Source organism: Bathymodiolus japonicus methanotrophic gill symbiont, assembly GCF_019721995.1.
In the GTDB taxonomy this organism is placed as follows: Bacteria; Pseudomonadota; Gammaproteobacteria; order Methylococcales; family Methylomonadaceae; genus Methyloprofundus.
In genome coordinates, this window is record NZ_BLYC01000002.1 from 189,779 (window position 1) to 202,902 (window position 13,124).

18 protein-coding genes, 1 tRNA gene and 2 pseudogenes are annotated in these 13,124 nt (G+C 41.9%); 14 read left to right on the plus strand and 7 right to left on the minus strand.

Annotated features, from left to right (window positions below; translation table 11 throughout):
• Positions 1 to 15 precede the first annotated feature (15 nt).
• Positions 16 to 91: transfer RNA gene (locus tag K6984_RS03995), tRNA-Asn, on the plus strand.
• Between the two features lie 402 nt (positions 92 to 493).
• On the opposite strand, the gene K6984_RS04000 is transcribed toward K6984_RS03995, so the two are convergent.
• A complete protein-coding gene (locus tag K6984_RS04000; protein WP_221894474.1) occupies positions 494 to 796 on the minus strand; it encodes a transposase in 303 nt (100 codons plus the stop codon).
• Between K6984_RS04000 and K6984_RS04005 the strand changes: the two genes are divergently transcribed.
• A complete protein-coding gene (locus K6984_RS04005; RefSeq protein WP_221894321.1) occupies positions 732 to 929 on the plus strand; it encodes a hypothetical protein in 198 nt (65 codons plus the stop codon). The two genes, K6984_RS04000 and K6984_RS04005, sit on opposite strands and share 65 nt — an antisense overlap.
• Positions 930 to 1,515: 586 nt before the next feature.
• On the opposite strand, the gene K6984_RS32505 is transcribed toward K6984_RS04005, so the two are convergent.
• Together K6984_RS32505 and K6984_RS04010 are read right to left on the minus strand one after the other, a co-directional pair.
• Complete coding sequence (locus K6984_RS32505; RefSeq protein WP_263458648.1) at positions 1,516 to 1,638, minus strand: hypothetical protein; 123 nt, start codon at positions 1,636 to 1,638, stop codon at positions 1,516 to 1,518.
• On the minus strand, positions 1,602 to 1,784 hold the full coding sequence (locus tag K6984_RS04010; RefSeq protein WP_221894322.1) for a hypothetical protein: 183 nt from the start codon (positions 1,782 to 1,784) through the stop codon (positions 1,602 to 1,604). Before K6984_RS04010 ends, K6984_RS32505 begins: the two co-directional genes overlap by 37 nt.
• A 12-nt stretch (positions 1,785 to 1,796) precedes the next feature.
• Between K6984_RS04010 and K6984_RS04015 the strand changes: the two genes are divergently transcribed.
• The 5 genes from K6984_RS04015 to K6984_RS35970 all read left to right on the plus strand — a co-directional run bounded on the left by K6984_RS04015 (position 1,797) and on the right by K6984_RS35970 (position 3,872).
• The gene (locus tag K6984_RS04015; protein ID WP_221894323.1) at positions 1,797 to 2,015 is read left to right on the plus strand and encodes a hypothetical protein; all 219 of its coding nucleotides are present in this window, start codon (positions 1,797 to 1,799) and stop codon (positions 2,013 to 2,015) included.
• Between the two features lie 166 nt (positions 2,016 to 2,181).
• Complete coding sequence (locus tag K6984_RS30550; protein WP_230987886.1) at positions 2,182 to 2,394, plus strand: hypothetical protein; 213 nt, start codon at positions 2,182 to 2,184, stop codon at positions 2,392 to 2,394.
• Positions 2,370 to 3,218: a transposase gene (locus K6984_RS04020; protein ID WP_230987887.1), complete on the plus strand. Its 849-nt coding sequence runs from the start codon at positions 2,370 to 2,372 to the stop codon at positions 3,216 to 3,218. The genes K6984_RS30550 and K6984_RS04020 overlap by 25 nt, the downstream gene beginning before the upstream one ends.
• 10 nt (positions 3,219 to 3,228) lie before the next feature.
• Complete coding sequence (locus K6984_RS04025; protein ID WP_221894324.1) at positions 3,229 to 3,456, plus strand: hypothetical protein; 228 nt, start codon at positions 3,229 to 3,231, stop codon at positions 3,454 to 3,456.
• A 248-nt stretch (positions 3,457 to 3,704) separates the two neighbouring features.
• Positions 3,705 to 3,872: a zincin-like metallopeptidase domain-containing protein gene (locus K6984_RS35970; protein WP_221894325.1), complete on the plus strand. Its 168-nt coding sequence runs from the start codon at positions 3,705 to 3,707 to the stop codon at positions 3,870 to 3,872.
• Positions 3,873 to 3,919: 47 nt separating this feature from the next.
• Here the strand turns inward: K6984_RS35970 and K6984_RS04035 are convergent.
• Both K6984_RS04035 and K6984_RS04040 read right to left on the minus strand, forming a co-directional pair.
• A pseudogene (locus tag K6984_RS04035) lies at positions 3,920 to 5,196 on the minus strand (type II toxin-antitoxin system HipA family toxin).
• Positions 5,196 to 5,378 (minus strand): hypothetical protein, encoded by a 183-nt coding sequence (locus K6984_RS04040; protein ID WP_221894326.1) that lies wholly within the window; start codon positions 5,376 to 5,378, stop codon positions 5,196 to 5,198. Before K6984_RS04040 ends, K6984_RS04035 begins: the two are co-directional and overlap by 1 nt.
• A 12-nt stretch (positions 5,379 to 5,390) precedes the next feature.
• On the opposite strand from K6984_RS04040, the gene K6984_RS04045 reads away from it, so the two are divergent.
• From K6984_RS04045 to K6984_RS04075, 7 genes and pseudogenes are all read left to right on the plus strand, one after another.
• Positions 5,391 to 5,549, plus strand: coding sequence for a hypothetical protein (locus tag K6984_RS04045; RefSeq protein ID WP_221894327.1), 159 nt, complete (start codon positions 5,391 to 5,393; stop codon positions 5,547 to 5,549).
• A 1,017-nt stretch (positions 5,550 to 6,566) separates the two neighbouring features.
• Positions 6,567 to 8,153, plus strand: a complete 1,587-nt coding sequence (locus tag K6984_RS04050) for a peptide chain release factor 3 (RefSeq protein ID WP_221894328.1) — start codon at positions 6,567 to 6,569, stop codon at positions 8,151 to 8,153.
• Between the two features lie 250 nt (positions 8,154 to 8,403).
• Positions 8,404 to 9,642, plus strand: a complete 1,239-nt coding sequence (locus tag K6984_RS04055) for an IS630 family transposase (protein ID WP_221894329.1) — start codon at positions 8,404 to 8,406, stop codon at positions 9,640 to 9,642.
• 393 nt (positions 9,643 to 10,035) lie between these two features.
• Positions 10,036 to 11,251 (plus strand): annotated as a pseudogene (gene hemN / locus K6984_RS04060) (oxygen-independent coproporphyrinogen III oxidase); the annotation flags it as partial.
• 12 nt (positions 11,252 to 11,263) lie between these two features.
• A complete protein-coding gene (locus tag K6984_RS04065; RefSeq protein ID WP_221894330.1) occupies positions 11,264 to 11,515 on the plus strand; it encodes a hypothetical protein in 252 nt (83 codons plus the stop codon).
• Positions 11,516 to 11,899: 384 nt separating this feature from the next.
• The gene (locus K6984_RS04070) at positions 11,900 to 12,628 is read left to right on the plus strand and encodes a transposase (protein ID WP_221894331.1); all 729 of its coding nucleotides are present in this window, start codon (positions 11,900 to 11,902) and stop codon (positions 12,626 to 12,628) included.
• Complete coding sequence (locus tag K6984_RS04075; protein ID WP_221894332.1) at positions 12,589 to 12,804, plus strand: hypothetical protein; 216 nt, start codon at positions 12,589 to 12,591, stop codon at positions 12,802 to 12,804. Before K6984_RS04070 ends, K6984_RS04075 begins: the two co-directional genes overlap by 40 nt.
• On the opposite strand, the gene K6984_RS32510 is transcribed toward K6984_RS04075, so the two are convergent.
• Together K6984_RS32510 and K6984_RS32515 are read right to left on the minus strand one after the other, a co-directional pair.
• Positions 12,792 to 12,920: a hypothetical protein gene (locus K6984_RS32510; protein ID WP_263458649.1), complete on the minus strand. Its 129-nt coding sequence runs from the start codon at positions 12,918 to 12,920 to the stop codon at positions 12,792 to 12,794. The two genes, K6984_RS04075 and K6984_RS32510, sit on opposite strands and share 13 nt — an antisense overlap.
• Positions 12,921 to 12,947: 27 nt before the next feature.
• A complete protein-coding gene (locus K6984_RS32515; protein ID WP_263458596.1) occupies positions 12,948 to 13,076 on the minus strand; it encodes a hypothetical protein in 129 nt (42 codons plus the stop codon).
• Between the last annotated feature and the right edge of the window lie 48 nt (positions 13,077 to 13,124).

Here is a 13,124-nt window from a genome sequence, read left to right on the forward strand (position 1 = left end):
ATCAAAAAAGTTTAATCCCCTGTAGCTCAGTTGGTAGAGCGGGTGACTGTTAATCACTAGGTCGGCGGTTCGAGCCCGTCCGGGGGAGCCATATATACTAAAGCCTTACATGCGAATGTAGGGATTTTTTTATGCCTGTGGGGCACTCATGGGGTCACTTCAGGATAACAACTCCCAATAAACTACAATACTTAGTCAGCCCTGGAAAAGTTGATTATTTTTGATTGCCTGAGATTGAAAATATACTAACCCCCATAATTAGTTGTTTAATAGTTGATATTTTCGTACCAAGCCTTATTCCTACTAAAAAGTAAGCACAAAAAGAACAAAATGGCCTCCCTTATCCATTTTGCCATATTCCAGGCACAAGGCTGCCATCAGTAGGTTAATACTGTCGCCAACGGTGCCTTTGAGAAAGATTTCGGGTTAACCTGAAACCTTTTTTTAAGTGACTGATGATAGGTTCTATCGCCACTTGTCTTCGGCAACGCTTTCACTTTTTATCACGTTGATAGCGATTGTCCCGTTTGAGGGATGTACCGGGAAGAATGATCTCGATCTCTCCAAATTTTTTCTTGCCACGATAACCTCTGTCACACACCGCCGGTTTGACGGTCGTACCACGGCTGATCTCAATATGGGTCAGTACTTCGGGTAAGGTATGGTTGTCATGGATATAACTCTCGTGACTGACGGCGCCCACGATAATATTGGTTTTTGCGGTGCTGACTATGGAGACTTTATTGCCATATTCATATTGTTTGTGGTCTTTGCCTTTCCCTATTGAACAACGGATTCATACTGAACGGGCACCCCATACGCCTAAACTTATTTTAGATTTAAAAAACCAGCATAAAAACCGAAGTTATACACAACAGCGAGAAACAGGAAATGAAGACAAGCTAATTGAAGATGGGGCGGTGAAATAATGAAAGTCCCCCTGTTTAACTCAACACAAGCGCATACACATAAATCAAGTAGTGTTGACAGCGTATTTTCGCAACAACAAAGGGCATGGAAGACGTGATATGCCATCATTACTTGCAATACGGTTTTTAAGAATATAAAACCAAGCCTTCCTAACTCCCACGGTCTCCGTGGGAATTCATACGGGAATGCTCTGCGTATCGTGACTGACTCAGAGTATCACTGTCATTAAGTTAAGCAAGTTGATGTAGGATGCGCTTCCTATCGTCAGCACATCCTACTTATTTAATGGCAGTGGTGCAGAATATGGGAACGAGAACATAAAACACTGAGGCATGCAAGGATATGAGCCTACAATCCCTAGATAAAAAACTCCGTAAACAACTGGAAACAACCATTATAAAAGCACGTAATGTGGCAGAAACCGCTGCGCGTATTGCTTTAAAGCGATTATATGTGGGTGATAATAAACCTGTAAAACTCGATGTTCAAGTTTTTCCATCCCACTGCCATCAAACTCTTACCTTCACCCAGCAGAACAATACTTTAATGATGCTGTTGGCCCTAAGCGCCCTAAATCTCTGCCAATCATATGTTTTCCTGATGCATCAGTTGAAACACATCCTTTATTAATTCACCTAACTCTTTCAGCTTATCACCAGGATCTGGAAACTCTAGCAATGACGTGATGAACTCAAGCAGTACATCCATTTGAGACTTGCGCTCGCTGTCAGCCCCGGACGGGCTGATAGTCTCCAGAAGGCGCAGGGAAATTTGCCAATCCGAAGTGCGCGATAGCGCGCGAGGGAGGCTAAAATTTTATCCCGAATAGCCGTAGAGCCATTTGAGGTAGCCATGACTGAGCTGCTTTGTGCTCAGTCTGTGGCGGACGCAGGGCGGCTGGAGCATCTCCTATTCGCTGCGTAGGTGAACGAATTACGGCGACAGGAGTCCCGGAATTTCGTGAGGTAGCATGGCGCGCCTGTCTTTTTTTGCTATACCGCTCTTTTTCAACCGTTTATCTTCTTTATCCCACTGCTTTAAGGCTGGATCCGGCATATAAAAGAAAAAACCGACAGGCACTGTAATGGATGAGGTAACTAGCAGCAATAATACTATCGTTTGTCCATTAACATACCCGCCGGAGCCTTTGTGTTTCTGCTTGTAAACCTTATACTCGATGTTCAAGTTTTTGATATTGAGAAGGTAAAATCAGGTATTCTGAGGTTGTTGTAATTTTATCGGTGTAAGCCCATGTTAATGAATGCCCCAGCCACCTTTATCCAAAGCTATATTGACGATTTAAATGATGCGCTCAATCAGCTAAAACCCGGAGCGGCTTTGACACGGATTCAAGCCGCTTGGTTGGGCGCTTGTTTAACGTGCATACTGCTAATGAACTCTGTTTGCTGGGCTAAGTTTGAGCGAGCAAGCCTTGGAGATTGCAAAGTAGCCGCATTATCCTAGCAAGTATACCCTGGGACTGGTTGCTACGGGTGAGTGTGGTCTTAATTTTAAAACGTTATGGCATTACTGAAGGTGTGTTGGCCTTTGATGAATCAGACCGAGCACGATCTAAGTCTACAAAACGTATTTATAAGGTTTACAAGCAGAAACACAAAGGCTCCGGCGGGTATGTTAATGGACAAACGATAGTATTATTGCTGCTAGTTACCTCATCCATTACAGTGCCTGTCGGTTTTTTCTTTTATATGCCGGATCCAGCCTTAAAGCAGTGGGATAAAGAAGATAAACGGTTGAAAAAGAGCGGTATAGCAAAAAAAGATCGGCCTATTAAGCCTGAACGTGACAGTGCCTACCCAACCAAAACAAAGATTGCATTAGGCTTATTAAAAGAGTTTAAAGTTGCGCATAGCCTGATTAAAATTAAAGGCGTACTGGCTGATGCGCTGTATGGTGAAAAAGCCTTTATGGACGAAGCCGCTAAAGAATCTGGAGGCTCGCAGGTGATTAGCCAATTACGTAAAAACCAAAATATTGAATATAGAGGTAGAATAAGGTCAGTCGAGAGCTACTTTAATTCGATTAACAAAGGCATTGATCAGACTGCGTATACCGTAGGAAGCTTACAGCGCAAGTCTCAAATGGATGTACTGCTTGAGTTCATCACGTCATTGCTAGAGTTTCCAGATCCTGGTGATAAGCTGAAAGAGTTAGGTGAATTAATAAAGGATGTGTTTCAACTGATGCCATCAGGAAAACATATGATTGGCAGAGATTTAGGGCGCTTAGGGCCAACAGCATCATTAAAGTATTGTTCTGCTGGGTGAAGGTAAGAGTTTGATGGCAATGGGATGGAAAAACTTGAACATCGAGTACCAGCAAGTCAAACAGAAAAATGACGATTTCAAGCGAGAACTTGAACCTGCCTATGCACGCATCCGAGACTTGAAACAGCGTCTATTTGGCAAAAAAACTGAAAAGGGCGTTACCAAGAGAGATAGCTCTGGAAAATATTATCATACAGAGCCCCCCCCCGGCCTCGCATGGATGGACGCAGCGTCCTGATTTGCCGATTATTGAAGATATTGCTGCTGAAGATGCAGAAGACGCGTTGTGCTCAGTTTGTACAAACCCTACAAGCTTCTGTCACAGACAGAGGATTCAAGTATTGTTGAAATCAAGGTTAAAAGCTATATCCGTTGTGTTAAACGAAAGATGTATGTTCAGGGCTGTCAATGTGAAGGAGTCACTGGATTGTTAACGGCTCCTCCTGCGCCACGCCTTATCCCCAAAAGCGGTATTGGCATCTCGATATGGAGAGATGCACCGAGCTTGGAAGTGCTTTTTTATGTGCTCAATTTGAGATCAAACAGCAAGGAAGAGACGATCATGCAAGATATATAAAATCATGGTTACAAGCCCTTAAAAATGATAAGAAGTTTATCTTCAAGGCATCCGCGCAGGCGCAAAAGGCTCTATAGATTACCTTAATGATAAAGCAGGGGTTTAAACCCTGCTTTATGCTATTTTAATATTCGGATATTGGATTAAAAAATCCTTCATAAATATAGCTACTACGAATGGTTTCACAATCTTGATGGCTGACTCCTGCTCGATGTAAGCAGGAGTCCCACTCAGACCTTATGATGTTTATCATATCGTCTATGATAAAATTCGCTTTCTCCTCATTGAGGAGAAAGCGAGCATGACCGCTCAAAAGATTTTCTTTATTCGCCATACGGCCATGCAAACCGCAAGCCATTGCTAAATCCCTATTTTCCAGTGCAATAGTGGGAGTGGGTGTTAAATCATAGGCTGGACTTAAACGCCAATGGGTATTTTTAGCAAGAATGGCATGATTGCGTGGGTGATCATCAAGATTTGAGACAAGTGCGTTAAAGCACATGCGCCCATAAAGCTCTGTTAAGTCCTGTTCTGGGTGATTACTTGTGCGGCGAATTTCATCGGCAAGTAACAGATATGACCAATCGTTTTTAGCCGCAGGGCTTTCTTCCGAGCGAAGCAATGTTAACGCACTCACCATACGGTGACGGCGATAACCTTCATCGGTATGGTCACGGTCAAAGCGCCGTACAAGTAGTACGTCTTTGCCGCCAACATCAACAATTTTTCTATCTGCAACATTAAGATCACAATGTTTGGCTAGCTTTAAAAAAGCATGTTCAACACGTGGATGATTCCAACGATCCTGAGGGCTGGAAAATTTAGCTATCCAAAGGCTGTTGTCATCCTCCACAACAGCTTTTGGGCGAGCACCACCCATTGATGTTCCTTCCAACAGCAATTCTTGAACTTGCTGAGCGTCACCTTGGTTTTCAATGTCGTCTGTTTGATTATTTAAAATGGCTTCCGCTGTAGCTTGAAGCTTTCCCAGATCAAGGGTGCAATTGAAGGTGCGGCGTGGCGCAGGAGGTTCAGCATTTAGCCCAAAGCCTAACGCACCTGCTCTGTCATCTGCACCTTGCATGAGAAAATTAAACTCTTCCAATCCTGTTTGCCCAGCATTACGCTCAATTACGCGCCGCCCCCAATAGTAGGCATAGCATCCCGAATGGCACCGAAAAAACCACTCATGCGAGCGGTTTCATATTTAGTGCTACTGAGCTTTAGTTCCGTTGGATCAAGCTCTACAGCGTTGGCTCTGGTTAAGTAGCTTTTACCATAGACCAGCTCGCCAACTGGCTCACCATCACGGGTGCGTGAAATGCGAAAACGTGCCGCAGTGACAAACTCTGTTTCATTAGGTAAGACGATATACACAAAACATTCACGCTCAGAAGTCATTATCTAATGCCTTTTTCCGTTTCCCTGCGGTTTTTGGTGCGCGGGACTTTCGCTGTCAGCCCCGGACGGGCTGATAGTCTCCAGAAGGCGCAGGGAAATTTGCCAATCCGAAGTGCGCGATAGCGCGCGAGGGAGGCTAAAATTTTATCCCGAATAGCCGTAGAGCCATTTGTGGTAGCCATGACTGAGCTGCTTTGTGCTCAGTCTGTGGCGGACGCAGGGCGGCTGGAGCATCTCCTATTCGCTGCGTAGGTGAACGAATTACGGCGACAGGAGTCCCGGAATTTCGTGAGGTAGCATGGCGCGCCTGTCTAATATTTGGCCTTCATCATCATGATCTGGATCGGCGATAAGGTTCATATCGTCTAATAACCCCAAAACCCATAAAGCCCCCATATAGGTGGCGATAGCAGTGGAGGGTTTGCCCTTTTCAATATCTGACATGACATAGCGCGAAACACCAATGCGCCCTGCCATATCTTCTAATCGCAACTTGCGGCGCAATCTTGCGGTACGGATATTTTTCCCTAACTGGATTAGCGCCAGTTCTACGGCAGCGGGAGGGGCTTTCGCTATTTTGTTTGTGCGTGACATGATTTTCAGGTTTCTTTTAATCCACTTATATAGGTTAACTGAAGTTTCCCAATTATTGAGTAGCTGAAATACACAATGCTGGTGTGTCGAGGTTTATTTTAGGTGGTTTTGCCATGTTTATAGCAAACCCCTACTTAATTCCCCTTAGGCAATAGCATTTGAAACGAATGAAAAGACTATTTTTCATATAGTTGTAGCATAGTTTCAATTTTACCATAAATAATTATTGGGAAACTTCAGTAGGTTAAATGTTCTATATTTTCAACGTATCATTGACTTATGGGTGAAGTCAATTATAAAATATGAAAAATGTTGGCTTAAAGCCACATTTGTTATCTATATGTTGGCTATTATAAACACACACGCCAGTTTATGGATTGGTTAAGGTATGAAATAATAGTGTACTTAATAACTGAAGTTTCCCAATTATTGAGTAGCTGAAATACACAATGCTGGTGTATCGAGGTTTATTTTAGGTGGTTTTGCCATGTTTATAGCAAACCCCTACTTAATTCCCCTTAGGCAATAGCATTTGAAACGAATGAAAAGACTATTTTTTTCATATAGTTGTAGCATAGTTTCAATTTTACCATAAATAATTATTGGGAAACTTCAGCTTAATAAAACTTCTGACAGACATAACCATTTAAATAATGGCTGAGTGCTGTCAGGGAAGAAATTAAGTTTCACGTAACATGACACACCTTTTGAAATTGCTTCAAAAGGTAAATTAATAAACAAGTAAAAATTTAAGTACAAATTAGGATTTACAGGGTATGGCTGATAGCAATTTTTTCAATGAAATCAAGCGTAGGCGCACGTTTGCTATCATCTCTCACCCCGATGCGGGTAAAACGACGCTAACCGAAAAATTATTATTATTCGGTGGTGCGATACAGCAGGCGGGTTCTGTTAAAGGGCGTAAAGCTGATCGGCATGCAACCTCAGACTGGATGGAAATGGAAAAACAGCGGGGTATTTCTGTGACTACGTCTGTTATGCAGTTTGAACATAAAAATTCCATTATGAATTTATTGGATACACCAGGTCATGAGGATTTCTCCGAAGATACCTACCGTACCCTGACTGCCGTTGACTCCGCATTGATGGTGATAGATGTGGCAAAAGGTGTTGAGAATCGCACCATTAAGTTAATGGAAGTCTGCCGCTTACGTACTACGCCGATTTTAACCTTTATCAATAAGCTGGACCGGGAAGGCAAGGAACCGATTGAGCTACTGGATGAAGTTGAATCGGTTTTAAATATTGAGTGTGCTCCGATAACCTGGCCGATAGGCATGGGTAAACGCTTTAAGGGTGTTTATCATTTGTTTGAAGATACAGTGCATATTTTTAGCGCCACGCATGGTGGGAAAATTATGCAGGGTGAAACTATCAAGGGTCTGGATAATCCTGAGTTAGATGCTCTGGTGGGTGATCAGGCGGATGAATTGCGCGAAGAAATCGAGCTGGTTAAAGGCGCCAGTCATGAGTTTAATTTACAAGCCTATTTAGCAGGCGAGCAAACACCTGTTTTCTTTGGTTCGGCAATTAATAATTTTGGTATTCTGGAATTGCTGGATGCCTTTGCAGATTATGCGCCTGCACCTAAAGGGCGAGAAGCAGATCAACGCTTCGTGAATGCACAGGAAGATAAATTTACTGGCTTTGTGTTTAAAGTACAGGCGAATATGGATCCATCCCACCGCGATAGAATTGCATTTTTGCGCGTCTGTTCGGGCAAGTTTGATAAAGGCATGAAAATTAATCATGTGCGCATAGGGAAAAAGATTCAGGTGGGTAATGCAATTACCTTTAAAGCAGCGAGTCGAAAAAATATTGAAGAGGCTTATCCTGGCGATATCATTGGTTTACATAATCACGGCACTATTCAGGTGGGCGATACTTTCTCCGAAGGTGGAATTTTAAAATACTCGGGTATTCCTTATTTTGCCCCTGAATTATTTCGTCGTGTAGTGTTGAAAGATCCATTACGTGGTAAGGCATTACAGAAAGGTTTAGTACAATTAACCGAAGAGGGTGCAACGCAATTATTTAAGCCTTTAAAAAATAATGATTTAATATTGGGTGCGGTCGGGGTTCTGCAGTTTGACGTGACGGCCTTTCGCTTAAAAGCAGAATATAATGTGGAATGTGTTTACGATAATGTCGCTATTAATACCGCGCGTTGGGTAAGTTCGGATAATTCAGCAAAATTTGAAGAGTTTAAGAAAAAAACCTTTGATAATTTAGCTGAAGATGGGGGTGGGTACCTAGTTTATCTGGCGAGTAGTCGGGTGAATTTACAACTGACTGAAGAGCGCTGGCCGGATATTACATTTAGTGCCACACGCGAGTTATAAATAAGCTGTGGTATCGGCTATATTCTACTCCTTATGCTCAGTATAAGAATAAACTTATATAAGTTTCAATAAAATACCATGAATCATTCCGTAAAATTCGACCTATAGACTTTCAGAAAATTAATTTCCGAACAAACAAAAACGACAGAGGGGAAACTGGCTTATAATTTTCGTCCCAACACTAACGGAAACAGTCAGGAATGGTATCCCTCACTTTTTCAAAGTCAATTGTAGACCGACTAAAAAAAATATGGCGACAGCTCTCAAGCTAAGTAATATTTGTTTATATCGATTAACTCAAGCTCTACTCTGGTTCAGTGAATGCATGGGAATCAAAGAAATAGCACGCCTAATGGGAGTCTGTGAAAAAACCATTATAAATTGGCTGAAAACATTCATGCATAAAGGTGTCGGTTGGTTAATAGGGCAACACTATCAAGGACGTGGTCGGAAGTCAAAGTTAACTAAAGACCAGAAAAATAGATTGGTTGAGTTGATAAAGAAAGGCCCAGAAGACAATGGATTTCATTGTGGAATATGGAATACTGCGATGATTGCCGAGCTTATTTGGTTAAAATTTGAAGTTCGTTATAACTTGAACTATTTATCAAGCCTAATGAAAAAACTGGGCTTCAGTTATCAAAAAGCTCGTTTTGTGACTGATCGCCAAGAAGAAGAAAAGTACGAGCTTGAAAGAAGAACGTGGCTGGAAGAAACATTGCCTGCCATTATGGAAAAGGCGGTAGAAGAAAAGAGTGTCGTTTTATTCGGTGATGAGGTGTCATTTGCTATGTGGGGTTCATTGGCACGAACCTGGGCTCCAATAGGAGAGCAACCCACAGTGAAAACATCAGGGATTCGAAAAGGGTTGAAAATGTTTGGTACGATCGAACTCGAAGGAGGGAGTTTTCAATACCGAGAATCATTGGCTTATGAGATAAAACCAAAGTCACTTAGACTTTTAAAAGAAGCTGGGCTGCCTCAAGAATTTTTAGCTATTCTTAAAAGCTTAAAAAATGAGAAATATCCAACACAGAAGCTTTTTATGGAAGCGATATATTCTATTGCCGACAACGTCTTAATCGAGAGTTATAAGCCAATGATATTACAACACGCTGAAACATCTGGGCGTTTTAATGGTGAAAGCTATGTTGAGTTTTTAACACAATTGCTGGCTTATTATAAAGGCAAGATTATTCTAATTGAAGATGGTGCCCCGTATCATGGAAGCGGTGTTATTAAGGAATTTAAGTTAGCTAATGTAGATCGTTTGACAGTAGAACGTCTCCCTGCGTTCTCGCCGGATTTTAATCCGATTGAGAAATTATGGAAAAATACGAAACGCGATTCGACTCATATGAAGTATTTTAAAACTTTTGAAGATCTTCATGATTCAGTTGTGCAAACTTTTAACACTTATATGCATGATGCCAGTAAAGTGATTTGTGTTATGCAAAAATTGCGGGAAGATTTCGTTGTTACCGCCTAAGTTTAAGCGCTCCAAATTTGGAAATTATTTATCTGAGAAACTATAGGTTTAATTAAACGCTACGATAAATCCGGGCCACGCTATACGTCTTATCATACCGCGTTAGAGCTACATGACGGCTTTAGCGAGCAAGATTACAAGCAGCAAATAGCATTATCAAATGTGCGTGGTGGATCACTTTCATTGTCTGAAGTTTCCCAATAATTATTTATGGTAAAATTGAAACTATGTTACAACTATATGAAAAAAATAGTCTTTTCATTCGTTTCAAATGCTATTGCCTAAGGGGAGTTAAGTAGGGTTTTGCTATAAACATGGCAAAACCACCTAAAATAAACCTCGATACACCAGCATTGTGTATTTCAGCTACTCAATAATTGGGAAACTTCAGCTTCATTGTATTTTCATATTCCCTTCTGCGATACCGTTTGCTATTACTGTGCCTGTAATAAAATTATTACCAGGAACAGGGCGCATGCCGAGCCATATCTGGAAAATTTATTTAAAGAGGTAGTGCTACAGGCGGCGTTATTTGACAATAAGCGCATAGTCAATCAATTGCACTGGGGTGGAGGAACGCCGACCTTTTTAGACTGCGGGCAGATGAGTCGCCCAATGGCTGTAACCCGCCAGCATTTTAATCTAAAAGACGATGATAGTGGCGAGTACTCGATTGAAATTGACCCCCGTGCAACGGATGATCAGACGATTAGGCAGCTACGTGAATTGGGGTTTAATCGTATCAGCTTGGGGGTGCAGGATTTTGATCCAGCCGTGCAGCAAGCGGTTAACCGGATTCAATCAGAGGCACAGACTTTTGCTGTATTAGAAGCCGCACGCAAGCACGGCTTTCGCTCAACCAGCATTGATTTAATTTATGGCTTATCATTGCAAACGGTGGCATCATTTGGGTAACACTGGATAAAATTCTCAGTGTAGCGCCGGATCGATTTTCAATCTTTAACTATGCGCATTTGCCAGCACGGTTTAAGACACAACGACAGATGAATGCTGCAGACATGCCTAGTGCAGAAGTTAAGCTGGATATTTTGCAAATGATTATGCAGCGCTTGCAGGAAGCAGGGTATATTTATATAGGCATGGATCATTTCGCTAGGTCGGATGATGAGCTGGCGATTGCGCAAAGTGAAAATAAGCTCTACCGAAATTTTCAGGGTTACTCAACGCATTCAGATTGTGATCTTGTTGGCCTGTGGATAACATCTATAGGTCGTGTTGCAGATTGCTATGTGCAGAATGTAAAAGACCTAGAGGCTTATGATACAGCGATTCAGCAAGGAGCGCTTCCTGTTTTCAGCGGGTTAGTATTAAATGAGGACGATCGCTTGCGTCGTGCAGTTATTACGCAGTTAATATGTCATTTTTCCTTGTCGTTTAGGCAAATAGAGCAGCAATATGCATTCAATTTAGAGATTATTTTTCCGCTGAATTAAATATTTTACAAACGATGCAAAATGATGGTCTACTAACTATAGATCCAAAGGGCATTCAGGTATTAACAGCAGGACGCTTATTGATTCGTAATATTTGTATGGCCTTTGATCGTTACCTTAATGCGAAAACGCAACAATTTTCTAAAGTAATTTAATAGGGTGTTTCTATGAGTGAGCAGGGTACTAACAAAGCGAAGTGGAATATGCATGCAGCCTTACAGCATATTTATTTTAATGAAATCATGTTTGCTGGGTTAGTATTATTATGCTTTTTTGGTGAAGTTCTTATGGAGGTTTCAGATAGGGCGGGCGTTTTTTATTGGTTATTGATGTCGCCGGTATTCTTTTTTGCCACTCTATTAAGTGAAAAGACTAAAGCTATGGCAACAGACCATAAAACAGAGCACTTAATCAACTGAAGTTTCCCAATTATTGAGTAGCTGAAATACACAATGCTGGTGTATCGAGGTTTATTTTAGGTGGTTTTGCCATGTTTATAGCAAGCCCCTACTTAATTCCCCTTAGGCAATAGCATTTGAAACGAATGAAAAGACTATTTTTTTCATATAGTTGTAGCATAGTTTCAATTTTACCATAAATAATTATTGGGAAACTTCAGATAATCAAATTTCAGACATTATTTTGGGGCAGTGCTTTTTTTGCGATCCTACGCTGAAAATCATGGAAACGGAGCTTAGCGAAGTGGTGATTTTTAGTCCCTGATACTCGATGTTCAAGTTTTTGATATTGAGAAGGTAAAATCAGGTATTCTGAGGTTGTTGTAATTTTATCGGTGTAAGCCCATGTTAATGAATGCCCCAGCCACCTTTATCCAAAGCTATATTGACGATTTAAATGATGCGCTCAATCAGCTAAAACCCGGAGCGGCTTTGACACGGATTCAAGCCGCTTGGTTGGGCGCTTGTTTAACGTGCATACTGCTAATGAACTCTGTTTGCTGGGCTAAGTTTGAGCGAGCAAGCCTTGGAGACTGCAAAGTAGCCGCATTATCCTGGGTGTTTCGTAAAGCAAGTATACCCTGGGACTGGTTGCTACGGGTGAGTGTGGTCTTAATTTTAAAACGTTATGGCATTACTGAAGGTGTGTTGGCCTTTGATGAATCAGACCGAGCACGATCTAAGTCTACAAAACGTATTTATAAAGTTTACAAGCAGAAACACAAAGGCTCCGGCGGGTATGTTAATGGACAAACGATAGTATTATTGCTGCTAGTTACCTCATCCATTACAGTGCCTGTCGGTTTTTTCTTTTATATGCCGGATCCAGCCTTAAAGCAGTGGGATAAAGAAGATAAACGGTTGAAAAAGAGCGGTATAGCAAAAAAAGATCTGCCTATTAAGCCTGAACGTGACAGTGCCTACCCGACCAAAACAGAGATTGCATTAGGCTTATTAAAAGAGTTTAAAGTTGCGCATAGCCTGATTAAAATTAAAGGCGTACTGGCTGATGCGCTGTATGGTGAAAAGCCTTTATGGACGAAGCCGCTAAAGAATCTGGAGGCTCGCAGGTGATTAGCCAATTACGTAAAAACCAAAATATTGAATATAGAGGTAGAATAAGGTCAGTCGAGAGCTACTTTAATTCGATTAACAAAGGCATTGATCAGATAATACGTGTACGTGGCGGCAAAGAGATTAAAGTGACTGTCAGCAGTGCACGATTGAAGGTGAGTTCTCACAGTCGCTGAAAATCAGGGAAACGGAGCCTAAGCGAAGTGATGATTTTTAGTCCGCGATAGCCGTAGGGCCGTTGTTTTGTCGGAGTCTGAGCGTTAGCGAAGGTGGAGACAAAATAAAAGGCCATCCGACACGGCGTCAAGTCATTTGGAGCCTATGTTCCGACCCCTTGTTGGGTCGGGACGAGGTGACGAGGACGAATCGGGGCCGCCGGAGGCATAAGTGGTCGCGTTAAGTTTTTGCTGCTTGCTTGGGCTGGGATGCCCAAAACAAGCTTTCGCAAAAATAGCGACTCCCCGCCTTAAAATATGACGGTGAAAACGACTATCGC